This is a genomic window from Roseateles depolymerans (assembly GCF_003387155.1).
GTDB lineage: Bacteria > Pseudomonadota > Gammaproteobacteria > Burkholderiales > Burkholderiaceae_C > Roseateles > Roseateles depolymerans.
This window is the reverse complement of the sequence record NZ_QUMT01000004.1, coordinates 277188-302556: the sequence shown is the minus strand read 5'-3', so window position 1 is coordinate 302556 and position 25369 is coordinate 277188. Positions and strand designations below refer to the sequence as shown.

The 25369-nt window shown below is 65.6% G+C and carries 17 protein-coding genes and 1 pseudogene; 8 read left to right on the top strand and 10 right to left on the bottom strand.

All coding sequences use genetic code 11. From position 1 onward, the window contains the following. The first annotated feature begins 6 nt into the window (after positions 1-6). Positions 7-873: a DMT family transporter gene (locus tag DES44_RS20205; RefSeq protein ID WP_058937086.1), complete on the top strand. Its 867-nt coding sequence runs from the start codon at positions 7-9 to the stop codon at positions 871-873. 68 nt (positions 874-941) lie between these two features. On the opposite strand, the gene DES44_RS20200 is transcribed toward DES44_RS20205, so the two are convergent. Next, positions 942-2027 carry a XamI family restriction endonuclease gene (locus DES44_RS20200; protein ID WP_058933169.1) on the bottom strand — a complete coding sequence of 362 codons (1086 nt, stop codon included), beginning with the start codon at positions 2025-2027 and terminating at the stop codon, positions 942-944. Positions 2028-2035: 8 nt separating this feature from the next. Further along, positions 2036-3739, bottom strand: coding sequence for a class I SAM-dependent methyltransferase (locus DES44_RS20195; RefSeq protein WP_232309890.1), 1704 nt, complete (start codon positions 3737-3739; stop codon positions 2036-2038). Positions 3740-3909: 170 nt separating this feature from the next. Here DES44_RS20195 and rtcR point away from each other — a divergent pair. Then, a pseudogene (gene rtcR, locus DES44_RS20190) lies at positions 3910-5448 on the top strand (RNA repair transcriptional activator RtcR); the annotation flags it as partial. Between the two features lie 63 nt (positions 5449-5511). Here rtcR and DES44_RS20185 read toward each other — a convergent pair. Together DES44_RS20185 and DES44_RS20180 are read right to left on the bottom strand one after the other, a co-directional pair. Further along, positions 5512-7029: a methyl-accepting chemotaxis protein gene (locus DES44_RS20185; protein WP_058933166.1), complete on the bottom strand. Its 1518-nt coding sequence runs from the start codon at positions 7027-7029 to the stop codon at positions 5512-5514. Positions 7030-7196: 167 nt separating this feature from the next. Then, complete coding sequence (locus tag DES44_RS20180; RefSeq protein ID WP_058933165.1) at positions 7197-8294, bottom strand: acyltransferase family protein; 1098 nt, start codon at positions 8292-8294, stop codon at positions 7197-7199. Positions 8295-8541: 247 nt separating this feature from the next. Between DES44_RS20180 and DES44_RS20175 the strand changes: the two genes are divergently transcribed. Then, positions 8542-10371 carry a glycoside hydrolase family 15 protein gene (locus tag DES44_RS20175; protein WP_058933164.1) on the top strand — a complete coding sequence of 610 codons (1830 nt, stop codon included), beginning with the start codon at positions 8542-8544 and terminating at the stop codon, positions 10369-10371. Between the two features lie 53 nt (positions 10372-10424). Then, on the top strand, positions 10425-11234 hold the full coding sequence (locus DES44_RS20170) for an SDR family oxidoreductase (RefSeq protein ID WP_058933163.1): 810 nt from the start codon (positions 10425-10427) through the stop codon (positions 11232-11234). A 97-nt stretch (positions 11235-11331) separates the two neighbouring features. Here the strand turns inward: DES44_RS20170 and DES44_RS20165 are convergent, their stop codons facing one another. Beyond that, complete coding sequence (locus DES44_RS20165) at positions 11332-12732, bottom strand: carbohydrate-binding protein (RefSeq protein ID WP_058933162.1); 1401 nt, start codon at positions 12730-12732, stop codon at positions 11332-11334. A 296-nt stretch (positions 12733-13028) separates the two neighbouring features. Here DES44_RS20165 and DES44_RS20160 point away from each other — a divergent pair, with 296 nt between their 5' ends. Further along, entirely contained in the window at positions 13029-15176 is a 2148-nt protein-coding gene (locus DES44_RS20160; RefSeq protein WP_058937085.1) for a metallophosphoesterase family protein, read from the top strand. Between the two features lie 54 nt (positions 15177-15230). Here DES44_RS20160 and DES44_RS20155 read toward each other — a convergent pair whose 3' ends face one another. After that, positions 15231-16430 carry an MFS transporter gene (locus DES44_RS20155; protein ID WP_058933161.1) on the bottom strand — a complete coding sequence of 400 codons (1200 nt, stop codon included), beginning with the start codon at positions 16428-16430 and terminating at the stop codon, positions 15231-15233. Positions 16431-16582: 152 nt separating this feature from the next. Between DES44_RS20155 and DES44_RS20150 the strand changes: the two genes are divergently transcribed. Together DES44_RS20150 and DES44_RS20145 are read left to right on the top strand one after the other, a co-directional pair. Next, positions 16583-17449 (top strand): LysR family transcriptional regulator, encoded by an 867-nt coding sequence (locus DES44_RS20150; protein WP_233441660.1) that lies wholly within the window; start codon positions 16583-16585, stop codon positions 17447-17449. Positions 17450-17596: 147 nt separating this feature from the next. Next, positions 17597-18616: a zinc-dependent alcohol dehydrogenase family protein gene (locus tag DES44_RS20145; protein ID WP_058933159.1), complete on the top strand. Its 1020-nt coding sequence runs from the start codon at positions 17597-17599 to the stop codon at positions 18614-18616. A 12-nt stretch (positions 18617-18628) separates the two neighbouring features. Here DES44_RS20145 and DES44_RS20140 read toward each other — a convergent pair whose 3' ends face one another. Then, on the bottom strand, positions 18629-19366 hold the full coding sequence (locus DES44_RS20140; RefSeq protein WP_310732377.1) for an SDR family NAD(P)-dependent oxidoreductase: 738 nt from the start codon (positions 19364-19366) through the stop codon (positions 18629-18631). A gap of 163 nt (positions 19367-19529) precedes the next feature. On the opposite strand from DES44_RS20140, the gene DES44_RS20135 reads away from it, so the two are divergent. Next, positions 19530-20426, top strand: coding sequence for an AraC family transcriptional regulator (locus tag DES44_RS20135; protein ID WP_058933157.1), 897 nt, complete (start codon positions 19530-19532; stop codon positions 20424-20426). Here the strand turns inward: DES44_RS20135 and DES44_RS20130 are convergent. The 3 genes from DES44_RS20130 to DES44_RS20120 all read right to left on the bottom strand — a co-directional run bounded on the left by DES44_RS20130 (position 20423) and on the right by DES44_RS20120 (position 25297). After that, complete coding sequence (locus DES44_RS20130) at positions 20423-21085, bottom strand: GAD-like domain-containing protein (protein ID WP_058933156.1); 663 nt, start codon at positions 21083-21085, stop codon at positions 20423-20425. The genes DES44_RS20135 and DES44_RS20130 overlap by 4 nt on opposite strands. Positions 21086-21163: 78 nt before the next feature. Continuing rightward, positions 21164-23914, bottom strand: coding sequence for a DUF6493 family protein (locus DES44_RS20125; RefSeq protein WP_058933155.1), 2751 nt, complete (start codon positions 23912-23914; stop codon positions 21164-21166). Positions 23915-23947: 33 nt separating this feature from the next. Further along, the gene (locus tag DES44_RS20120) at positions 23948-25297 is read right to left on the bottom strand and encodes an SWIM zinc finger family protein (RefSeq protein ID WP_058933154.1); all 1350 of its coding nucleotides are present in this window, start codon (positions 25295-25297) and stop codon (positions 23948-23950) included. Positions 25298-25369: the final 72 nt, after the last annotated feature.

The window sequence follows — 25369 nt, the reverse complement described above, 5'->3', positions numbered from 1 at the left end:
GCCGTGATGACGCTGCTGTGCTTCACCTGGGCCTTGCAGCAGATCTCGCTCAAGGCCATCTCCGACCAGATCAGCCCGATGCTGATGGTGGCGCTTCGCTCCCTGGTGGCGGCCGTGCTGCTGGCAGGCCTGATGGCATGGCGGGGCGAGCGGCTGGAGCGACCGCGCTTTGGCGCCGGGGCGGCGGTCGGCACGCTGTTCGCCATCGAGTTCCTGCTGGTGGCCGAAGCGCTGCGTCTGACCGCTGCCGCTCATGTGGTTGTGTTTCTCTACACCGCCCCGCTGTTTGCCGTGCTGGGCCTGCATCTGCTGCGTCCGGAAGAGCGACTGGTGCGTGGCCAGTGGGTGGGTGTGGCGCTGGCCTTTGGCGGCACCGCGCTGGCGTTCCTGGGCGGACACGGCACCGGCCCCTCGGCGGGCCCGTCCACCAGCAGCAGCCTGCTGGGCGACGCGCTCGCGCTGCTGGGCGGCGCCGCCTGGGGGGCCACCACCATCACCATCCGCAGCACCTCGCTCAGCCAGGCCCCTGCGACCGAGACCCTGCTCTATCAGCTGCTGGGCGCGGTCGTGTGGTTGCTGCCGGCGGTATGGATCACCGGGCAGGCGCACTTCGAGCCGACGCTGCAAGTCTGGGCGCACCTGGGCTTTCACAGCGTGGTGGTCTCGTTTGCCAGCTTCCTGACCTGGTTCTGGCTGATGAGGAAGTATCTGGCCTCCCGGCTCGGCGTGTTTTCCTTCCTCACGCCAATGCTGGGGGTGTTGCTGGGGGCGTGGCTGCTGAAGGAATCGCTGACACCGGCCTTCCTGGCGGGCAGCGCGCTGGTGCTGGCCGGCATCGTGCTGGCCAGCCGGGCGGCGAAGGTGGCTCGATAAGGTGGCTCGACAGGGCGACTCGATAACGCGCCAGGACGCAGCCCACTCAGCGTCCGCTCAGCGCCCACTCAGCGCGCGCGGTCCAGGAAGTCAGCCAGCGCGTCGATGCGGTGCCACCAGAACAGGTAGACGCCCTGCTCCTGCGCTTCCCGCACCTTGGCCGGCTTGAACACGCCCCGCAGCGCGGCCGCCACCAGGTTGGATCGGCCGAACTGGTCATACCAGTCGCCCGCATCGGCCACCACTTCCTTGTTCAGCCGCTTCTCGCCGTTGACCGTGCTGTTGGAGGCCTTGCACTCCACGGCCAGCAGACGGCCGTCCCACAGCATCACCACCAGGTCGGCGTTGTGCTTGCCCAGCTTGCACTGCCGCATGAAGACGCCGCGGGGTGGCAGCATGCCGACGTCGGCGATGCCGCCCCGGGGGGCGGGCGCGCGGGTGTAGCCCTTGTCCACGAGCAACTGCTCCAGGCGACCTTCGAGCTGGTCACGCTCATCGCTGCGGCGACGGGTGTAGACCGTGTTCATGCTGATGAGCACGGCAGTGGCCATGATGGCGGTGTAGCGCTCCACCTCGGTGGGCGGCCGGCCTTGCAGCACCCAGGGGAATCGATGCGGATCCAGGGCGGCCAGCAGCAGGCGTCCGATCTCGTCAGCCAGTGCGGAGTTGCGGCGCACGGCGGTCTTGTTGACGCGGGCGTCGAGCAGCGTGTCCAGGTCGTCCTCGGAGATCGGCGGTGCGGCCAGGGCACGAAGCGCCTGGAACTGCAGCTTGTGGCTCACGATGCTGGCCAGCAGTTCGGCGTCTGCGCCAGCGGGCTCGTCCGAGGGGACGGGCGCATCGGCAGGCAGGTCGTCGAAGAGATCCATCGTGACGCCGGAGACGGCACCCGCACTCGCACCCGCACCCGCACTCGCACTCGCACTCGCACTCGCTCCCCGCTGCACACCCGGGCCGACCAACAGGCACCCCAGCGCATCGATGACAAAAGCCGCCGCATCCACCGCCTCGGGATAGACGCCGTTGTAATCCTTCAGCGGATCCAGCAGCCGACGGCTGCGGAATTCCGCGCGGGCCTGGCGGCAGTCGTCCTGGATCTGTTCCAGGGACGCCCGCTCCGGCAGCGCACGTGCAGTGATCGAAGGTTGAGCCATGACGCGCGTCACTCCAGCAAGTCGCGCGGCAGCAGGATGCGCATGGCCTCGGACGGTTCGAATTTGGTGAGGCCGCCGGCATAGACCCGGCCGGCCTCGATGCTCACATTTGCATTGAGCCACTGCACCAGGCGCCGCAACTGCGCGTCGGTCAGCGGCTGACGGGGATAGAGCCCATGCGCGACGTTGATCAGCCGCGCGCCGGCGGCGTTCAGCGCAAAGGCGGGCGGACGCCGCCCCATGTAGGTCATGACGATGGGCGCCGGTTCCCGCAGATGCACATGCCACCACGGCTTGCGGTGACGGGCGATGTAGCCGTCCTGTGCGCCCTGCTCGCGGGCCCATTCCAGGAAGGTGTCGATCGCGCGTCGGTGGGCCGCTGGCAGCGGCGCCGGGTCGCGCGGGAGGCAGACCACCCGGCGCAGGCGGTCCAGGCTGCGGATCTCCTGACCAGGGGCGGTTGAGATGTCGGCGGCATCCGTGATCGCAGGGACCAGGTAGGCCTCGGGCAGCGCGGGAGCGGCGGACGAATGCACCCACACCCGATTCAAGCCCGTGACCTGCCCGCGTGAGACCTGGAACAGCTCGCCCAGCTCCATCTGCCCGGGCTGACGCGGTGGTCGTCCTCCGCGCAGCAGCATCGACCACTTGCGCTCCTGGCGGGCGGTCTCGCGCGCGACCTCACGGCCCGGCGGCAGGGTCAGCAATTCCTCGGGGGCCTGGATGGACTGAAAGCGCAGGGGTGCTGGCGCCGGAAGAGCCGCTGCGGCAGCCCCGCTCGGGCGGTGGGTCGTGCCTGGCGTTCCACCGGTGGAGGGGCCGGGCGCAAAGCAGGTGATGGCGGCGGACACCATCGCGTCCTCGAACACCTGCAGCTCGGGCGCCACCCCGTAGATCTCGGTGCCGCCCAGGCCATCGGTCAGCATGTCCCGCAGGGCCTGACCGTAATTCACATCCATCCACTCGGCGGCAGTGACGAACACACCAAAGTCCCCTGGCGCCACGAGCTGCCGCGTCTTGAGAAAGAAGTGCAGATGCAGCCCGGCCAGTTGACTGCCCTTCAGGCCTGCATGGGCCAGGCAGTAGGCATACCAGGTCTTCCAGCCCGGGCTGATGTCGTGATGCCGCACATAGGGCGGATTGCCGATGAAAAGGGTCGGTCCGGCGCTGGGTGCCAGCGACAGCTCCCGGTAGTCCCCGACCAGCACCGTCGCCCGGTGCGACAGCCCGGCGGCGGCCAGGTTGGCGCGCAGCAGCAGCGCCACAAGCGGATCTTTCTCGACCGCCACGGCCTCGGCGTCAGGGAAGGCGCGCAGACCGGCCAGCGTGTAGCGGCCGGAGCCGGCCCCCGGGTCCACCAGGCGCGTCACCGGGCGACCCTGGCGCAGCGCCCAGTTCACCATGCCGCGCACCACCGGTTCGGGCGTGAAGGTCTGGCCTTCCGGCCGGCGGGTGGTGGCATGGAACAGCCGGCAAAACAGCGCGCCCAGCGGGTCCTGGCCGGCGCGGATGTCCTGGGTGAGGGCGGTGAGCTGCGCTGCGTCGTCGCAGGCCGGCACGGTCTGCAGCAGCTGCAGTTCGGCCTCGGTGACCGGCGCATCGCCGATCAGCGCCTTGGCCAGCCCGAGCAGGGCCTGTGCGGTCGCTGCCGGCTGGCCGTCCGGCGGCCCGGGCGGCGTCCAGGCGCTCTGCCAAGCGTTCCGATCGTTCACTGCGGCCAATCCAGGCAATCCATGTTGGGGGAGGTCCACGGCCGGGCAAGCTGCGGGCGACGGATTGTAGCGGGGGGCCACTGGGAATCTGCACAGTGCGCCCGGGTCGCCGCAGGTCTGCTGACAAAGTGCAGGCTAGACTCGCCGCTAGTCACAATGGCTGAGCCGCTATGCAGAAAAAGAAGGTCGTCATCGGGTTTCTCGGTTCCCAGCTGGATGCAGGCATGGGGCCTGGCCGCTGGACGAAATGGCGCCCCACCGTGTCCCTGGGTCAGTATGAGGACCTGGCCATCGACCGCATCGAGCTGCTGCATGCCTCCAAGCATCTGGCGCTGGCCGAGCAAGTGGTGAAGGACCTGGCCAATGTGTCGCCCGACACCCAGGTGAACCTGATCCCGATGGACATGGAGAACCCCTGGGACTTCGGCCAGATGTATGCGGCGCTCTACGACTGGGCCCGCAGCTACCGCTTCGACCCCGCCAGCGAGGACTACTGGACCCACATCACCACCGGCACGCATGTGGCGCAGATCTGCATGTTCCTGATGGTCGAGTCGCGCTTCATTCCGGGTGTGCTGCTGCAGACCTCGCCGCCGCGGCGGCAGCGCCACGGAGACCCGGGCAGCTACACCCTGATCGACCTGGACCTCTCCCGCTACGACGTGCTGGCCCAGCGGTTCAACCGCGCCCACGACGAAGCCCTGGACTTCCTCAAAAGCGGCGTGGCCACCCGCAACCAACGCTTCAACGCGCTGATCGAGGAAATCGAACGGGTGGCCATCCGCTCGCAGGCGCCGATCCTGCTGACCGGGCCGACCGGCGCGGGCAAGTCGCATCTGGCCCGGCGCATGTTCGAGCTCAAGCGCTCGCGTCATCAGGTGCGCGGGGAATTCGTGGAGGTGAACTGCGCCACCTTGCGGGGAGACAGCGCCGCGTCCACCTTGTTCGGACACAAGAAGGGCGCCTTCACCGGTGCGGCGGCGGACCGGGCCGGCCTGCTGCGGACCGCACACGAGGGCGTGCTGTTTCTCGATGAGATCGGCGAGCTGGGCCTGGACGAGCAGGCGATGCTGCTCAAGGCGGTGGAGGAAAAGCGCTTCTTCCCGATGGGCAGCGACCGCGAGGTCACCAGCGACTTCCAGCTGATTGCCGGCACGAATCGCGATCTGCGCCGGGATGTGGCGCAAGGGCGTTTCCGCGAAGACCTGTTCGCGCGGATCAACCTGTGGGCCTACACGCTGCCGGGCCTGGCCCAGCGCAGCGAGGACATCGAGCCCAACATCGAGCATCTGCTGGCACGCTTCAGCGCGGAATCGGGCCGGGCGGTGCGTTTCAATGCGGAGGCCAAGGCGAAGTACCTGCAGTTCGCGCGCTCGCCGGAAGCGCTGTGGCGGGGCAACTTTCGCGACCTGCTCTCCAGCATGACGCGGCTGTCCACACTGGCCGATGGGGGACGCATCTCCACCGCCCTGGTCGACGCCGAAATCCAGCGCCTGCGCTGGCTCTGGCAGCCGGCCGAGGCGCCGGAGGCGGCGTCGGGCATCGACCTGGACGCGTTGCTGGCGCCCGAGGTGGCCGCGGCGCTGGATCTGTTCGACCGCGTCCAGCTGGAAGCGGTGGTGCAGGTCTGCCGGAGCTCGGCCACCTTGTCGGAAGCCGGGCGCAAGCTGTTTGACCGATCGCGCACCCAGCGCACCGTGGTCAACGATGCGGACCGGCTGCGCAAATACCTGCTGAAGCTGGGCCTGACCTGGGCGGCGGTGCGAGAGGCCTCATGAGAACACGCCCACTGCGTTGACCAGCACCTGGGACTGCTGTTCCAGCGACTCGGCAGCGGCGGATGCCTCTTCCACCAGCGCGGCATTCTGCTGCGTGGTCTGGTCCAGCTGCGAAATGGCCTGATGGATCTGCTCGATGCCGGCCGTCTGTTCCTGGCTGGCGCTGGAGATTTCGCCCACGATGTCGGTCACGCGTTTGACGCTGCCAACGATGCGGTTCATGGTCTCGCCGGCCTGGGACACCAGCGCCCCGCCGGCCTGCACCTTCTCGACGGAATCGCCGATCAGCGTCTTGATCTCGCGTGCCGCGGTGGCGCTGCGCTGGGCCAGCGTCCGCACTTCCGAGGCGACCACGGCAAAGCCCCGACCCTGCTCCCCGGCGCGCGCGGCTTCCACCGCCGCATTCAGCGCCAGGATGTTGGTCTGGAAGGCGATGCCGTCGATCACGCCGATGATGTCGACGATCTTGTTGGACGACTGGCTGATGGACGCCATGGTCGCCACCACCTCATCGACCACCTTGCCGCCCTGCACCGCGATGTCCGATGCCGAGACCGCCAGCTGATTGGCCTGGCGGGCGTTGTCGGCGCTCTGCTTGACGGTGGCGGTCAGCTGTTCCATGGACGCCGCAGTCTGCTCGATGGCGCTGGCCTGCGCTTCGGTGCGGGAGGACAGGTCGCGGTTGCCCATGGCGATCTCACCGGCGGCGCTGGCGATGGTATCGGTCGAGCCGCGGATCTGGCTGACGGTCTTGCTGAGGCTGCGCTGCATGCGGTCCATGGCGGCGAGCAGGCTGTCGTCATGGGCGCCGCGAAGGTCCACGCTCACATTCAGGTCACCGGCGCCGATGCGGCGCACGATGTCGGAGGCATAGCCGGGTTCCCCGCCCAGCTGACGATAGGTGCGGGTGGCCAGTCGCCAGCCCAGCACGGCCACTACGGCCATCAGCGCCACGCCAATGGACAGCATGACGGCGGCAGTGCGCCAGAACGCCTTGTCGATGTCGTCGATGTAGTCGCCAAAGCCGACGATCCAGTCCCAGGGCTTGAAGTGCACCACCGCATAGAGCTTCTCGACCTCGTCCTTGGTGCCTGGCCGGGTACCCAGGGCGATGACGGTGCCGACAGCCTTGCCTTCCAGCGCCGTCCGATACCGCACGCCGGCTTCCTTGCCGCCCTTGGCGTCCACGATGCCGACGCGCTTGGGATTGGGGTGGACCAGGTTCACGTCGTCGCTGTAGCCGCGCACGAAGAAATAGAGCTCGTCCTTGCGGAAGCTGCTGATGATCAGCTTGCCCTGCTTCTGGGCTTCCTCGCGGGTGAGCTTGCCGGCGGTTTCCTGCTCGTGGAGTTTCTCCAGGGCCGACTGCGCCAGGACCACCAGCGTGGAGAGCTGGGCGACCCGTTCTTTCATCATGGTCTGGCGCAGCGTGGTCAGCGAGACCGCTGCAAGAACCACCATGCCCAGGAGGGCGGCCAGGCAGAGCAGGAGGATGCGGGTGCGGAGCTTCATGGCGGATTTCACGGTCGCCGGTCAGGGCGGCCTGGGGCGGATGGACCAGCCCTTGTTATCGCCCGGTTTGGCGCCTCGCTGAAGCGCCCAGCGCGCTAACGGACGCCGTTATGGAAAACAAGATCACGCCAGGGCGCGGCTGTGCGTGGCGTGCGCCGGCACGCGGTTCAGGCAGGTATCCACCCCCGCCCGCGCCGGCCTTGCCGATCCCGCCATTGCAGGCCAGGGCGCTCGACGAGAAAGTGAAGCGCTGCACCCACCGCGAGGATGGCCAGTGCGAAGACGCAAAAGCGCGGAACGCCGGTGAACGAAGGCGGCAAGGCCTGCGCCACCGCATGCATCACCAGCTTGTGGCTCAGATAAAGGGTGTAGGAGATGGTGGCGATCCAGCCGATGCCGGGCAGGGGCCACCGGCCGATCCAGCTGCGCGGACTTGCGCCGGCGACGACCAGTGCCGCCATGCCCATCGACAGCAGCGGCCAGCCCACCGAGTTGGCCGCCAGACCGGTGCGGTCGCGAAACAGGCACAGGGCGGCGGCCACCAGCGCCAGGCCCAGCAGCAGGATCTGAGAGCCGCGCTTGAGAAGGGCGGCCCACCACGTCGGCCGCCACACCTTGACCAGGGCCAGCCCCACACCGGCCAGCAGGCCGTCCAGTCGCGTCCAGGTCGGGTAGTACAGGTCTTCCACGAACCAGGCTCGAGCGGGGTCGGCCGCATCATCGCGCAGCCAGATGCCGGTGCGCAGCGCGATGCCCGCCAGAACCAGTGCGATGCACACACTCAGCGTCCGGCCGAGGGTGGCACCTCGGGACAGCGCCAAGGCCAGCATTGGAAACACCAGATAGAAATGCTCCTCCACGCACAGCGACCATGCATGAGAGAAGGCCTGGTTGCTGCCGTAATCGATGAGCAGGTTGACGGTGAAGGTGGCGAACTGCCACCACGGCTGCATGCCCGGCGCTTCTCGCCAGGTGGGCGCCGCGACATACACGGCCAACACCACCAGGAAGGCGGGCAGCACTCGCCAAGCGCGCCGCGCATAAAACGCCGTGAAGCTCGGCGCCTGACCTTGGGCCAGCGGCGTGAGCCACTGGCAGCCGATAAGAAAGCCGCTGAGCACGAAGAACATGTCCACGCCGGCCCAGCCAAACCGGGAAAGCCAGTTGAAGTCCTCTCCCAGCCCGCCCACCAGGAAGGTGTGGAACAGCATCACCCAGATCACCGCGAGGGCGCGAAGCAGATCGAGACCGGGGAGACGGGACATTGCGAAGCAGAGAAGTGAAAGCGCGCTGGATTGTGCAGGCGCCGTCACGGGGGCGGACCGGAAGCGCCGTTACTGGCGTGACACGGCTTTGACGCGGCTTTGATGGGGCTTTTCTGAAATGCCGCAACCTTGGCATGCGGCCAACGACTCCCCGCCGGAAAAGCCTGACAGCCCTTCCCATCCCGCCAGACGGGGGCAGGCTCGTGGCATGCCAGGGAGGCATCCATGCTCCCTCTCCCCACCCCTCATGAGCTACCCGGACATTGAATCCCATGGCGTGATCGGTAACTTGCGCACCACCGCCCTGGTGTGCAGCGACGGGACGGTCGATTTTTTCTGCTTCCCGCGCTTTGACTCGCCGAGCGTGTTCCTGTCGTTGCTGGACGACCAGCGTGGCGGACATTTCTCGATCCGCCCGGCGGAGGGCTCGGACATGCGCAGCCGCCAGATGTACCTGCCCGACACCAATGTGCTGGTGACGCGCTACATGGGGCCCACCGGCCTGGTGGAAGTCACCGACTACATGCCGGCCGGGGAGGACGGCCCGCGCAGCGCGCTGGTGCGGCGCGTGCGCTGCGTGCGTGGCCAGGCGAGCCTGCAAGTGCATTGCGAGCCGCGTTTCGACTATGCCCGTGCGGATTGCCACGCCGCGCTGGATGCGGGCGGCGACACCGCGACCTTCACAGTGGACGGCCAGGGCGCGCCGATGCAACTGCGCAGCACCGTGCCGCTGCAGGTGAACGGCGGCGCTGTCCAGGCGTTGCTGGCGCTCAAGGCGGGGGAGGAGGTCGGCTTCGTGCTCGAATGCGTGAAGGAGCAGCCCAGCGGCGATGACCTGCAGGGTTTTCTGCAGACCTCGTTCACCGAGACGGTGAAGTTCTGGGAGCGCTGGAGCCAGCAATCCGCCTACCGCGGACGCTGGCGCGAGGTGGTGCAGCGGTCGGCCCTGGCGCTGAAGCTGCTCAGCTCGGCCCAGCACGGCGCCATCATCGGTGCGGCCACCTTCGGCCTGCCGGAGCAGGTGGGCGGCGAGCGCAACTGGGACTACCGCTACTGCTGGATCCGCGATGCCGCCTTCACCGTCTACGCGCTGATGCGGCTGGGCTACACCGACGAGGCGCAGCGCTTCATCGACTGGACCAAGGACCGCGCTGACGAGCAGGACATGGATGCCCTGCCGCAGGTGCTGTACGCCGTGGATGGCCGAGCGAGCGAGCAGGAGATCGAGCTGACCCACCTGGACGGCTATCGGGGCTCACGACCGGTGCGCATCGGCAATGCCGCCGCGGGCCAACTGCAGCTGGACGTGGTGGGGGAACTGGTGGACGCCATGTACCTGGCCGACAAGCATGGCGAGGCCCCGTCCATCGACATCTGGACCCGGCTGGCCCAGCGCATCGACTGGTTGTGTGAGCACTGGGACCAGCCGGATGACGGCATCTGGGAGATGCGCGGGCAACGGCGGGACTTCCTGTCCGGGCGGCTGATGAGCTGGGTGGCGCTGGACCGGGCGTTGCGCATGTCCCGTCGATATGCGCGGCCTGCACCGCTGGCCCTGTGGGTGGAGACCCGAGACGCCATCGCATCGCAGATCCTCAATGAGTTCTGGCATGAGGGCAAGCAGGCCTTCGTCCAATACCGCGGCGCGGACCAACTGGATGCGGTGGTGCTGCTGATGCCGATGGTGAAGTTCATCAGCTCCAGCGACCCGCGCTGGCAGTCCACGCTGGATGCTGTGGGCCGAGAGCTCGCGGTCGATGGGCTGGTGGCGCGTTACGCCACGACTGACGACGACGGCGCTGCGAATCTGGACGGACTCAAAGGGCAGGAAGGCACCTTCACCGCCTGCTCCTTTTGGTATGTCGAATGCCTGGCCCGCGCCGGCCGGGTGGATGAGGCGCGGCTGTATTTCGACAAGCTGCTGACCTATGCCAATCACCTAGGCCTGTACGCCGAAGAGATCGGCCTGGGCGGCGAGCACCTGGGCAACTTTCCGCAGGCGCTGACCCATCTGGCGCTGATCAGCGCCGCCTATGCGCTGGACCGCGCCATCGACGGGCGCAAACCCAGCTGGTGAAAGCGCAAGGCGCGGATCGTCTTTTTCCTCAACGCAATTGTCTGGAGACTTCCATGGACCGTGAACATGTCTTGAAACAGCAGGTGGCGCTGGTCACGGGCGCCAGTTCCGGCATTGGTCATGCGATTGCCGAGGCGATGGCGCAGGCCGGTGCCTCGGTGGTGGTGAACTACCACTCGCAGGCGGAACCCGCGCAGGCGCTGGTGGACAAGATCCGTGAGGCGGGCGGACAGGCGCTGGCCGTGAAAGCGGACGTGGGCGATGAGGCGGATGTGCAGCGGCTGTTCGACGAAGCGGTGAAGGCCTTCGGCCGGGTGGACATCCTCGTGGCCAATTCCGGCGTGCAGCGGGACGCGCCCATCGGGGAGATGACGCTGGACCAGTGGAACGCGGTGATCAACACCAACCTCACCGGCCAGTTCCTGTGCGCACGCGCAGCGGTGCAGCAGTTCCGCAAACAGGGCCGGGCACCGGTGGCCGGTCGTGCGCTGGGCAAGATCATCCACATGAGCTCGGTGCATCAGGTGATCCCGTGGGCCGGGCATGCCAACTATGCGGCGTCCAAGGGCGGCGTAGATCTGTTCATGCGCACGCTGGCGCAGGAGGTGGCCGGCGAGCGCATCCGCGTCAATGCGATCGCACCAGGCGCCATTGCCACCGCCATCAACGAGGACGCGACACAGGACCCGAAGGCCCGCGAGAAGCTGCTCACCATGATCCCGTATGGACGCGTGGGTGATGTGCGCGACGTGGCGCAGGCCGCCGTCTGGCTGGCCAGTGATGCGGCGGACTATGTCGTGGGCACGACGCTGTTTGTGGATGGGGGGATGAGCTTGTATCCGGAGTTTCGGTTCGGGGGCTGAGTGCCGCCCCCGGCCCGTACCCTGTGCCGTGTTCCACCACGCTTGGCCGTTGGCGTCGTACGACCGACGCCACACCGGCGCCCTGTGCCCGAGCGCGTCAGAGCTTGGTGATGCGCACCCAGTTCAGATTCCAGCCGCCCGCGGGGGCGTAGACGCCCAGGGGGTAGGTGCCCGCAGTCACATTCACGGTGTGCGAGACCGTGGTCCAGTTCTGCCAGCCGCCAGTGGCCGGAATGGTGACCTGACCCAGTTGAATGGAGCCGGCATTGAGGTCCAGCGACAGCTTCGAGCCGCTGGGGCTGGCCACGCGGTATTCCACCTTGTAGGAGCCGCTGCTCGGGAAGTTGACGTTGCCGTAGACCATCCAGTCGCCCGCATCGATCCAGCCGACATTGGAGCCGCCTTCCACGCAGGCTTCGGTCTGCACGCCGCTCTGGTTGGTGAAGCTCTCAGCTTCGATCAACCGCGAGCTGCCGGACGGCGGTGGTGTGCCGATCTCGGAGCGGATTGCCGCGAGCAGGCTGTTGGCGCCGGTGCCGTCCTGCGACAGCTCCCAGATCATCACGCCCGAGCCCTGTTGCAGTGCGAGCCGTGTCTTGGCCTTGATGGTCGGGATGCCGTTATAGGTGATGTAGCCACAGGACGCGCACAGCGTACCGATCAGGTCCTTCTGCGCGGCGGAAGCGCCGAACTGCGCCACGATGTCATTGAAGCCGTAGTCCGCGGCATAGCCGTTGAAGCCATAGCCGTAGAAGGGCACGCCCAGCACCAGCTTCTCCTTGGGCAGTCCCCGCGCCTGCCAGGTGGCAATGTGGCTTTGTGCCATGGCGTAGGACGAATGCTCCGTGCCGACGCTGCCCCAGCTGGGTCCGACGGCGTCGTAGGACATCAGCGTGACGAAGTCGAAATGCGGCAACGAGGACACCGGCACCATGCCGCCTTCATACGTAGCAGTCGCCGCCGTGACCAGCTTCCCGGGCAGGGCGCTGCGCAGGTTCTGGATGAAGGGGGTGTAGTTGCCGGCCTTGTCGATGGCGGTCAGTAGGGCGCCTTCCAGGTCCACGTCCACGCCGTCCAGTCCGAAGGTGTTGACGAATTGAGCCAGGTTGTTGACGAGGTTGCCGCGGTTGCCGGGCTGCAGCAGCGTCTGCCAGTTGCCCGAACAGCCAGGGATCACGCCGCCGGCCAGCGACACCAGTACCTTCACGCCCGCAGCATGGGCCTTCTGCACGACATAGCTGATGTCACCCCCGGTCGCCGATTCCATACAAGTGGGATTCCCGCCGCTGAGGAAGCTCCCATTGGCGGAGGGATTCGCGAAGGCGATGTTGATGTGGGTGAGCTTGCTCAGATCGGTGCGGTCCGCAACGGCTCTCAGCCCCTTGTAGGACGGGATGTAGCCCACGACCTTGGTCTGGGCGAGCGCACTGCCGGCGACACCGCACAGGGCGAGCGCTGCAATGAGAAGGTGAGAGCGAAGGCGGATTGGCAGTGTCATGACATTTCCCGGGGGATGAGGATCGGAAAATTCTGAAAGCGGTTTCACCTATGCCTGTCAGGGCAAACCCTGTTTTTCGTCCCCGGAAACGGGCTGCATTGCAACCGGCTGTTGCGGGTGCTTCGGGCCCTGCAACGGCGCTTCGGGTGGTGACAAAGTCAAGCGGTCCGCTGGTGCGCCCCACGAGCGCCTCCGAGAATTCAGCGATGGCCTTCGGGCTGGTCGCGCCGCGCTGTCATGGCCGCGTCACGCGCGCCGACGAGCATGCGCGCTTTCCACTCGGCAAGCGCCTTCCCATGCTCTCCACCCCTCGCCTGGTCGCCCTGACGGCCTTGGCAGCCGCCTCGCTGGCTGGCTGCAACAGTGACAACAAGAGCAACGAGCCGAGTGCGCCGCCCGCCGCGTTTTCGACGCCCGTGGCGTTCATGACCGATGTGCATTTCGAAGACGTCTATGGCGATTTCAAGACCACGGCGTACACCGGCATCCCGACCGCGGACGGCAAGAATGCAACGATCCGCACGATGTATGCGCAGCTGACCTCGACGCGCCTCTTCAACGAGAACTACTTTGCCTTCCGCGCCGCGCTGGACGACGCCTTTGCCAAGGGCGTGCGGCTGGTCGCTCTGCCGGGTGACTTCTCGGACGATGCGCAGCCGGTCAACATCGACGGCATTGCGGCCATCCTCAAGGAGTACCAGGCCAAAGGCATGCGCTTTTTCATCGCGCCCGGCAATCACGATCCCAACGAGCCGTATGACGACGACGAAGCCGGCAAGAACGACTTCCTGACCCGCGAGGGCAAGGAGCAAAAGGTCTATGCGACGGGCAATGCGGGCTGCAAATCCGGCGATCCGACGGTAGCTTGCACCGATCAGCTCAAGGAACTCGGCTACGACGCCCTGATCGCCAAACTGGCCGACTTCGGCTACACACCGCAGGCCGCCGACCTGCATTGGGAAACGCCGTTCAGCCGTTACCCCGACGGCAAGTATTCATTGGCCGAAGCCCAGAAGAGCGCTGCCGCCGCCAATCGCCAGTTCGAGCTCTGCGCCGAGGGGGAAGGCGGTGCGTACAAGGCGGCTGGGGAGGCGGCGCTGGGCAAGCCCTACACCAAGTGCAGCACCGTGATGGACGCCAGCTACCTGGTGGAGCCGGTCAAGGGCGTCTGGCTGCTGAGCATCGATGCGAATGTCTATCTGCCCAATGCGCGGTTCGACCCGGCCAATCCCAAGAGCTTCAAGGGATTCGACGGCGCCGGCAATGCGGGCTGGAACAAGGTGCTGACGCACAAGCGCCACCTGATGGAATGGATCCAGTCGGTCAGCGCGCGGGCGAAGGCCCAGGGCAAACAGCTCATGGCGTTTTCGCACTATCCGACCATGGATTTCTACGCCAACCAGACGGATGCCATGAAGGCCGTCTTCAAGTCGGGCGCCTTCCAGACGGCACGCGTGCCCGAGGTGGCCACAACGGCGGCCGTGGCGGCCACCGGCCTGCGGCTGCACATTGGCGGCCATATGCATTTCAACGGCACGAACGACCTGACTGATGCGTCGGGCAATTACCTGGTGAATGTGCAGTCGCCGTCCCTGGCGGTGTATGGCGCGGCGTACAAGATCGTCACCTACCAGACGGCCGATACGGTCGATGTGCAGACGATTGCCCTGAACAACGTGCCGCGGTTCAAGGAACTGTTCCCCCATTACGAGACGGAATACAAGTACCTGCAATCGAGCGCCGCCCCGGCCGACGTGGCCAAGCGCTGGAACCACGCGGTGCTGGACACCACCAGCTACGGCGATTTCACCCGCTTTTACTTCGGCGAGCTGTCGCGGCTGCGTTTCATGGACGAATACTGGCCGTGCGAAATGAAGGAGGCGGCCACCAGCCTGAACCTGGCGCAGATGCTGACGATGACGCAGCTGCAGACCTCCGTCACCGTCTCCCAGCTCAAGGACCAGACCGGCGTGGTGCCGCTGACCGCCGCCTGTTATGCCACCGGCACGCCGTCGGGTGCTCCTGCCGCGGCAGGACAGCTGGCGGCGGACTGGGCCACGGCGACCTCCAAGGCCCGGCAGCTGGCCACCGCAGCCGGCGTGGATTTCGACGCCATGGCCAAGGTCACCGCCTATGAGTTTTACGGCGACTTCCACCGCACGGTCTATGCCGGTGAGCTGTCCCTGCGCGACATGGGCGCCGACCGCGTCAAGCAGTACAAGCTGCTCATGAGCGCCTTCCCGGCTGCTCCGGTCAAGCCGGTCAAGATCGGCGACAAACTGTCGGACCAGAATGCCGTGCCGGTGGCGTTCCAGGATCAGTTCAAGCAGGTGTTCTCGATCCTGAAGGGGCTGGGCTCGGGCAAGCCGAGCGGCCATTTCGTGATTGACTTCAAGGCCAAGACGCTGACCAACGCGGAGAGTGGGTCACCCAGTTTCAACTGAGCGACTCCACTGAGTGACTCAGCTGAGGGGGCGCACCGGCGCGGCAAGTCCGCGCTACGTCGAGGCCTTGACGTGCGTCGCCGCGCGCTGGCGCAGCGTCAGGCGAAGATTGAACGCCATGGCAACAATGCCCAGCGCGCCTCCCAGCGAGCAGACGCCCACCCATCCATGGGCGGCCCAGATCCAGGTGGTCAAGGGCGACACGATGGCAGCTGCTGTGAACAGCCCAAGGATGTACAGCGTGCCAATGCGACTTCTCAAACCTGGATCCAGCGAAAAGATCTTCGCTTGATTGGAAACATGGGATGCGGTGGTCCCAAGATCCAGCAGGACCACACCTGCGAACAGTGCATAGAGCGAGTCGCCAAACTCAAAGAGGACGACCCAGCCCACCACGGAAATCGCAGTGGAGACGGCGATCATGACCTGGGATCCGAAGCGATCGATCAAACGGCCGACGCGCGGGGCCGCGAAGACGCCAATGAGCCCAACCGCCGCGAACCAGGCGACTGCGCTGCTGCCCAGCGAATAAGGGGCGCTACCCAGCCATAAAGGCAGGGATAACCAGAAAACATTGAAGGCGCCAAACATCAATCCTTGGGTGAACGCTGCTTCACGAAGCAAGGGCTGCGCGCGCAGGACGCTCCACATTGATCCCAACAGCTGCCGGTAATTTCCCCGGGAGTGAGGCTCGATCCGAGGGAGACGAACGCGCAGCATCAGCGCCACTGCGACGTTCAAAAACGCCCCCACCAAAAATGGCCAGCGCCAACCGTAATGCTCCCCGAGCCACCCGCTCAATCCCCGGGAGATCAGGATGCCGGAAAAGATGCCTGCGGCGAGAATCCCAATGACGTTTCCTCTTCGCTCGGACGACACCAGCCTGGAGGCCAGAGGTGGAAGGAGATACGGCACGATGGTCGTGAAGCCGACGGCCAGGCTTGATGCGATGAGGATCGTGAAACTCGGCGCCAGCCCCACAGCCGCAAGCCCCAGCGCATTCACGCCAAGCAATGTGACGATCAGCGATCGGCCTTCTCGCAGATCGCCGAGTGGCAAAAGCAAAAGGACGCCCAGCCATCCGCCCAGTTGCGATGCCATCGGAATCCATCCGAGATGGCTGATCGGCACCTGGAAGGCTTGCGCCATGCTCAACAGCAGCGGCTGTGCGTAGTACAAGCTGCCAATCCCTATGCAGCATGCGAGGGACAGCCAAATCGGCTGGATGGATTCGCCCTGTATCGTCGTCTTCACGGAAAAGTTCCTGTCAATCGCGCAACGCGGAACGATGGGTCACGCGGCTGCGCTTTCTTGCTTGCCTGGCCTCCGCCTAAGCGGCTCCTGGCCAGTGTCAAGCTGGGCAGGGACGTTGTCGATGCATGGTCGCGCATGGTTGAATTGCAAAAATGAATAGCATGGAATGGAACGATCTGCGCCTGCTGTTGGCCATCCATCGGGCAGGCTCCCTCACGGGCGCATCGCGCATGACGGGGCTGAGCCAGCCCACGCTGAGCCGGCGACTGAAATCCATCGAAGCGGCGTGGGGTCAAAAGGTGTTTCAGCGGACCACGAACGGGTTTGCGCTCACCGACGAAGGCCTGCTGCTGCTGCCTCACGCGCTGCGCATGGAAGAAGAGTTCCTGGCCATGGAGCGTCAGTTCTTTGGCGCTAGTTCGGAGCTGAAGGGGCAAATCCGCGTGGCTTCGTCAGACTGGTTCGGCGCCAGAGTGCTGTCCCGATGGATCGCTGACTTCACGCGTCTGCACCCTGGGGTGGAAGTCGAGTTGCTCACGGATGCCAGGCCCGTGAGCTTGACTCAGCGTGAAGCAGATATCGCGTTCAGAATCACGCCCTTCAACGAAGCCGGCATCGTGCAGCGACTGTTCAGCGAGATGCAGTACGGGCTGTACTGTGCGCAGCATCTGCCGGAGGACTTCCCGCCGTCCGACGGGGCCGTGGAGCTGATCACCTTGAGCGGCGCATTCGAACACTCCCCAGACGTTCTTTGGCTCAAGGGGCAGTTCCCCCAAGGGCGAGTGACTTTTGCCAGCAACAGCCGCGAGGCACAGGCCTGGTATTGCGGACAAGGTGGTGGTGTGGCGGTGCTGCCCAAGGTCTTGGCCTCTTGCATCCCTGGCCTGCGCGAGGTGTCGCTGACCGAGGCGCCACCGAGCAGGAAGCTGTGGCTCGGCTATCACGAAGATCTGCGACAGGCCCCTCGCATCAAGGCGTTCCTGGAACTGGCCTGGAACAAAGTGAACGAGTTGCGCTAGAGCGAAGCTGCGCCCATCTGCGCTGCGAGCGACCACGAGACTCCGCATGGGGCTATTCATTTCTGCAATCTGATCATGCACGCCCATGCGTCGACAGACCCGGGAGCGGCTTGCACACTGACTTCACCCCCTCAACGGAGTGATCTCATGACAACCGCTTTCTCTCCCATTCCTGCGACGATGAAGGTCGCGATCGCCCCAAGCGCTGGCGCCGATCTGGTTATCGACCAGCGACCCATCCCCGAGCTCGACGCTGGCCACCTGCTGGTCCGAGTCATGGCCGCCGGCATCAATCCGCTGGACGGCAAGATCCGCGCGGATCAGGCAGAACATGCCCAGCAGCGCCTTCCCTCGACCATTGGGCTGGACATGGCCGGTGTTGTTGTTGCTGTGGCGCCAGACGTGACAGCCTTCCACGTTGGCGACGAAGTGTTTGGGATGGTCGGTGGCGTGGGCGGTCACCCGGGCACGCTCAGCGAGTACATCGCTGCCGATGCCCGGCTGCTTGCGCTCAAACCGGAAGAGCTCACCTGGCAGGAGGCTGCTGTGCTCCCGCTGGTGTTCATCACAGCCTGGGAAGGACTGGTCGATCGGGCCCAGGTCAAGGCCGGAGACAAGGTGCTCGTGCACGGTGGTGCGGGCGGCGTGGGACACATCGCGATTCAGATCGCCAAGTCCTTTGGTGCCGAGGTCTGGGCGACTGGAACCGCTTCCCAGCATGAGGTGATCCAAGCCCTTGGCGCGACGCCCATCGATTACGAGAACGAGACGGTGGAAGGCTACGTCACTCGCGCCACTCAAGGGGAAGGCTTCGATATCGTGTATGACACGGTCGGAGGAAAGACCATCGACGCCTCTTTTGCGGCTGTGCGCACCTATACCGGGCACGTGGTGACGTCGCTGGGCTGGGGCACCCATTCGTTGGCACCGCTGTCCTTCCGGGGAGCCACCTACTCCGGCGTGTTCACCTTGCTTCCGCTGCTGACTGGCAAAGGGTTGAGCCACCACGGCGACATCCTGCAGCAGGCCGCAAGATTGGCCCGCAGTGGCGCGCTGCGGCCCATCCTCTCCGACAGGCGTTTTGGATTGGCCCAGGTGAACGAAGCTTTTGCGCAGATGGCGTCTCCGCGGAACCGGGGCAAGGTGGCGGTCACGATCCGCGGTTGAGGCCGGGGCAGATCAGACCACGTACCCGCCAGACACTTCGAGGTCCTGCGCGTTGATCCAGCCACTGTCCTGACTGAGCAGTGTCGTGATGACGCGCGCGACCTCCTCAGGCTCGCCGACGCGGCCCAGAGCCGTTTGGGAGGACAGCAGCGCTTCGAAGTCTTCGTTGAGGCCACCCCCCAGCTCGGTGCGGATGGGGCCTGGAGACACGGAATTGACGCGAATGCCGCGTTCCCCCCACTCCTTGGCCATGTAACGCGTCAGCACTTGAAGGCCCCCCTTGAACGCGGCGTAGGGCGCCACGCCGGCAGTGGCCACGCGGGTGGTGGCGCTGGTCAGGTTCACGATGCTCGACCCGTTCTCAAGGAGCGGCAGCAGCGCTTGCGTGAGGAAGAAGGGGCCTTTGAGATGGACATTGAACAGCCCATCGAACTGCGCCTCGGTCACGGTGGCGATCGGTTGGAACAAACCGTAGCCGGCGTTGTTCACGAGGCCAGACAGATGCGAGACGTTCCAGGTCTTCGCAAGCGCGTCTTGCACGTCGGCACGGAAGTCGGCGAAGCTGGCAGCAGCGGCCACGTTCAGCGCCAGCGCGACTGCCTTGCCACCGGCCGCTTCGATGGCTGCCACCACGTCGTGCGCCGCTTCCGGATGGGCGTTGTAGGTGAGAATGACACCAAAGCCACGACGTGACGCTTCGATGGCTGTCTTGGCGCCGATGCCGCGGCTGCCACCGGTGATCACGACCACTTTGCTTTGACTCATTGAATGCTCCAGGAACTGAGGGATTGGGGTGACTGAACGATAGGGAAGCGGCCAATCTGTGTCCCAACCGTTTCTGCCGCATTCCTGCCCATTCCTGCACGCCGTTTGGGCCCAATCGGGCGCCGGGCGAATCGATCTCCCACTCGTCATGACCGAGCCACTCGATGAACTCCGAACACTCGCCAGCCGCGCGGAGAACCGTCCCACGCCCACCGGCATCCCGCGTGTATTCATGGTTCAGGGCCACATCCCGGAACATGAGCTGGCGCTGGTGTACGAACCGATGGTCAACCTGATTCTGAGAGGTGGGAAGACATTGACCGTGGGCGACCAGGCCTTGCACTATGACCCCGCCACCTACTTCGTCATGTCGGTGGACTTGCCGGCCTCAGGTGCTGTGCGGTCGGCAGCAGACGGCGAACCGTATCTGGCGGTGGCGCTGACGCTGAGCCCAGCGGTCCTGGCGGACCTGTTATCGGCGCTGCCGGAGCGTGCGCCCACGACGTCCAGCCAGGCCTTCTCAGTGGCGCCTGTGACGCCTGATTTGCTGGACGCATGGGTACGGATGCTGCGATTGATGGACAGACCCGCTGACATCCCGGCTCTGGCACCAGCTTTCGAGCGCGAGATCCTCTATCGCGTCTTGCAGGGGCCCATGGGATGGATGCTGCGGGATATCGCCACGCCAGATTCCGCTCTGGCGCGGATCCACACAGTCATCCAACGCATCCGCCGGGACTTTGCCCAACCGTTGGTGGTCGAGGATCTCGCCAAGGAAGCCGCCATGAGCTTGTCAGCGTTCCACAGGCACTTCAAGGCAGTGACCTCGCTGAGCCCGCTTCAGTATCAGAAACAGTTGCGTCTGCTTGAAGCGCGCAAGCGTCTCTTGGCCGCAGGGATGAACGTCACGGCGGTCGCTTACGAGGTGGGATACGGAAGTCCCACCCAATTCAGTCGGGAGTATGGGCGCGCATTTGGGCTGCCACCGGCGAAGGACGCTTTGCGACTCTCAGCGGCCATCAAGATGCATGCGCCTTCCGTCTAGCCGTTCAGCAGCCGCGCGACGGCCTCGCCAGAGAACGGCATGGACGGGGCGGCGAGCTGCCGCAGGATGGTGAGGTGCTGGTCAAGCTTCAGTCGTCGAAGGTTTTCAAGCCGCATCCGACCTCCGACCACAAGCGCGGGCTCAAAACCGTAGACCTCATCGGCGTCCAGTGGCCCGAGTTGCTGGACGGCTCTGGCGAACAAGGGCAGGCCATCTTCGTCGTCAAGATCGCATTCGTCCTGGTCCACGCCCAGGAACACACGTATCGACAGGTCTCGCCGCTCCGGCGTTTTTGGCTTCAATGCATTCGGCAGCGCAAAGACCGCATGAGTGGCGCCATTGATCACTGCGGACTGGCCGGACTTCTCCCCACAGAGGTAGAGCTTGCCAAAGCCGGTGCGAGCGATGACATGGAATGAATCGATCTGTTCCAGGGGCGAGTCTTTCAGCCACGCCTTCAGGATGTCCGTGTAGTCGCTTGGATTGACCAGCCAGAATCGCCCCTGGGCGTAGCGGCCCCATCCCTCTTCGCGCCAGTACTGAAGCAAGGCTTCGGGGAGTTTTCCATGCCATCGATCGATATCCGTTGCTGCGATGGGCAAGGTGTCCTCTGCTTCACCGAACTCCTCGATGAACGCCTCAAAATCTTCGTCTCTCAACGTAGATCCTTTCGTGTGCCGGTTTCCAGCTGGAGGGTCATTGTCACTTCTCCACGCAGGTCCTGGCCAAGAGTCCCCTCACGCCAGCAGTTGTGCCCTCAGCTGCTTGGCCTGACCGCTCAACTTCATCTGCGACAGGCTTGACTGCACGTCCGGTGGCAGTGGCCTGGCGCCATCGACTTTCAGCTCGAGCAACAGGCTCAGCAACAGCGCCATATCCCGGGGCGGGCCTTCCGGATTCACCGTGACCGCCGCACACAGCAGCTCAAAGACTAGCGCCTGCATGCGCGCATCGATGCGCAGGGCCGCTTGAAGACTCTTGTGCAGCCGCGCCGGCTTGACCAGCGGCGAGGCGATCAGCACTGTGAGCGGCTCCACCAGCAACTGCGCGGAACTCAAGCGGCCCTCGGTGTGGGCCGCCACCCATGCATCCACCGCGATCGCTGTCTGTCCCGGCTCCTTGCCGAACAGCGCCAGCACCAGCAGCAGGCAGGCCATCGGTGTCATGGCCGTCACCGGATCGAGCAGTCGATCCAGATAAGCACGGTTCTGCCACTGCGCCTCTGACCAATCGAGGTTGTTGCCGACGGCACGGACCCCATCCGCGAAAAAGGCTTCAGGGTCAGACGGCAGCAAGGTGGCTGAATAGCGAACGGCTCCCTCGTCGATCCCTGCAAAGCTCCACCAGCGATAGTGCTCGCGTGCGTTCGGGCCGGGCGGGTGGCGCCGGACTGCAAGCCGGGTGCTGGGTGTTTGAGCGGGGACGGGCGGAGTGTCCACCTGCAGGTCGTAGTAGGTCGTCGTCTTGTCGCCATATCGATGCAAGTGGGTATGGACCCGCCATGTTGGACGGGCCATGAGCGCCCCGTCCGGTCCGAGGTTGGGATGGCAGCCATCCAGAACAAGGTCGTCCTCCCGCGGGTGCCGGATGCGCGCCGCAGCCGCGAAGAGTTCCCGGTGCGTGTCGGGCGTGAGCTCGTCTCCGAGTGCATAACGGAGAGCCCGCGTGAGCGGGGCGTCCACCAACGCGCGGGCTCGCGCGCGAAGGGCGGGCGCTTCGTCGTGCCCCACGATGGGCATCAGGCGCAGCAGGCCTGCCACCTGTTCCAGCTCCGTGGAGACGGCGTTGGCGGCCCCATGTTGCGCCACCCGGTCGATGAAGGCCTCAGCTGCGATGTAGCCGCCTTGATGCGTCGGTGCGGACAAGGGCACAAGGCCGCGCCCTTGGGCCGCGAGGTCCATCAGCGCGTCGATGCGTTCATTCAGAAGCGATTCCACCGGACTGAGGTTGCCACCATGGTCCTGATTCGCGTACCCCGGGGTCCGCACCCCGTCGAGCACATAGATCAGCAGCCGGGCCAACTCGCGCGGGAGCAGCGGTTTGACACGCGCTGCGTGCTTGCGCACGGGACCAAACAGCGGCCTGTCGTCCTCGGCCAGCGGTGTGATGCGGACCAATTCAGCAACGCATCGCTCAAATGCATCGACGTCAGTGGCGTTCTCAAACACATGCGCGATGCATTCGACCAGTTCGTGCAGATCGTCGAAGCGGGGCAGCCTACGGGCGTCGTCCAGCGGATGCGCGGTGGGTAATGGCGAGGAGGCTGCACAGGGCGCAGAGGGCGATGCATGGGCTGCGGAGGCGTTCACATCGGCAGCGACAGCCGTCGGTGCCTCTCCAATCAATTGCAGCAGTTGCGGTCGGTTGACGGCAGCCACGGTCGCCACAAAGTCCGAGAGCTGCTGACGTGTCGCTTGGTCGACGCCCCAGGATTTCAGTCTCTCCAGCACGCTGGCCTGCGCAGCGGCGGAATCGTGCAGCAGCGCCATCGCCACCAGCGAGGAGGTCGACAGTCGGCGTTCGGGCTGACGTGCGACCAGTCGATCCAGCAGCTTCATCGCGGCCTCCAGTTGGCCCTTGATCGACGACGCCATGACCGGTCGCAACGCATTGAGCAAGGCGTCCGCGTCGATGGGGGCCGCGAGGTCCATGGTCTTGAGCGCCTGCAGGGCCAGGGCGACTGTCGGCGGGATGCGGCTGGCACACAGGGCGAGGTAGCGCGGCAAGCGGGCCCGCAGGGTGGCGGCATCTGGGTCCAGTACCGCATGAAAGCGAGAGAACCAGCCCGAGCGGTACTGCGGCCAATCCTTTTCGAGCGCGCCAAGCGTCAGGTCCAGCAGCTCGGCGCGGGTCGTCAGTCCATCGTCCGCCATGGACAGCAACAGCGTCACCCAGTCCAGTCCATGGACACGGTTGTATTGGTCGGAGGACGCGAGGCTGCACTCGGTCGTGCCTTCGATCTCGAAGACGCGCAGCAGCAGCGGGCGCAGCCCTGGGTCCGCATCGAACAATGCCTTCAGGCCTTGGGTGCTGCGGATGACACGGGGCAATGCGATGAGGCCCAGGATGTAGTCGTCCGTGTCTGGGCGAGAAACCAGTCCCGCTCCGATCAATTGCTGCACGGCTTCTATCCGGTTGGGTGAAGCCTTCAGGAAGGTGTCCGCCAGTTCATCCAGGCAGCGCGGGTGGAACTCGCGACCCAGTTCAATAAGGAGATCAATGTCCACGCGCGCGTCCATCACATCCCTGGCGGTTCCGCACAACGCGATGGCGATCGACAAGCTGAGCTCCTGCTGGTCAATCGAGTCTCCGGTCCATGTGCCGGTGGCCACTTTCCAACCCGCGTCCTCGAGCGACTTGAGCATCCGTAGCAGCCCGGCACGATGCGACCGCCGCTGCTCGGGGGTTTCGCTGCGCAGCAGGGACAGCGTCTGATCGGCATCACCGGCAGCAATGGCGGATTCGAGCGGTGTGGTGGGGTTGAACATCGGTGGCGTGCGGAGCGGGTCGCGGTCTGGGATTTACGGGATGCGGCTGCCTTCGGCGGCCAGGACATGCTTGCAGGGCCCTCGCAAGCCGTGGTGGGCGGCGAACCAGGGGCAGGTGCAGTGCAGCTCACCGTCCTTGTCGCGCACGCGGTGCAGGAGATCGCCGCTGCGCACCGTTGCTTCGAACGGTTCACGCTTCAGAACCGTCACGGCGCCTTCGTCCATCAAGGCTTGTGCATCGACCAGACGGGGATGCATGTCGGCAACGGCAGAGAGGTCCAGCGGCAGCACGCGGTGGAAATAGAGTCCCTCCGTCACGTCGAAGCCGGCCAGTCCGCTGGCACCCAGCACGCGTAGTGCATCGGCGACCTGCGAAGGGCAGAGGGCCAATTCATCGGCCAGAAGCTGCGGATCGAGCCTGGCTTGCCACTGCAGTGCCGAGCGCACGCGGGCCAGCAGCGGGGCGCCGCGTGTGCCTGCATCGAGCAGGGCCCGCAGGGCCTGGCCTTCGCCGGAGAAGCCGCGCCAGACCTCGGCACTCAGAGCCAGTGTGAGACGCGCGGTGCCGAAGTCGACGACCCAGGCGCTGGTCTGTTGGGTGTCATCTGCATGGACGGCGAGCGTGAGGGCTTGCGGCAGCAGTGCTTGAAGGACGCGGAGCCGGCGGGTATCTGTGACCCGTACGCCGCCATCGACGGGGCGGGTGGTGGTGTAGAGGCCCCTTGGCCCTGATGCAATCCAGAGCGGTGTGCGGCTCGTCGAGGCCTTGGGCAGGGTGCGCAGGAAGCGAAGGGCTTCGAGGGCTGAGACTTCAAAGCGCTTCTGCATCGCAGCCTGGTAGGACTGCACCTCCACCATGCCGCGTATCCACCGGGTCGGCAATTCGACCTTGCGTTCGGTGACTTCCGCGATGCCGGACCGCAGCGTCAGGGCGTCGGGACCCACGGAGAGTGCCAGGCCGGACGCGTCCCGAATGCCGGCCAATGCTGCCCGCATGGGCGCGTTGAAGTCGATGTTGGTGGTGCCTTTGCCCACCACTTGCCCGTCATAGGCCTCGGGCAGGAGGTCGGCGCGAATGTAGGTGCTGCAGCAGGACGAGAAGCCTTCGAACCGCAAGACGCCCCCGCCAGCAGTCACCACCGGGTCTGCCAAGGCGGCAGCGCGCGCGACGCTGTTGGGCGGTACGAAGAATCTGGCCCCGACGGTCAGGTGGACGGCCGTGAGCATGTCGGCCACGATGCGGGGTGAACGCAGCTGACCTTCGAAGAAGTTGGGGGCGGGGGTTTCAGCGGTGGCGGAGGTGGCGAGCACCAGGCGCGGCTTGTCCTGGGTGGCGACAAACGAGGGATGGGGGTAGCGGTATGAGTGGGAGACGCTGCTCATGAGCGGGGAGTGTGCCAGTTCGGACGCGCAGGCTCGGTGGGCTGGCAACGTCGCACGGGCTGCCGAGGAGAA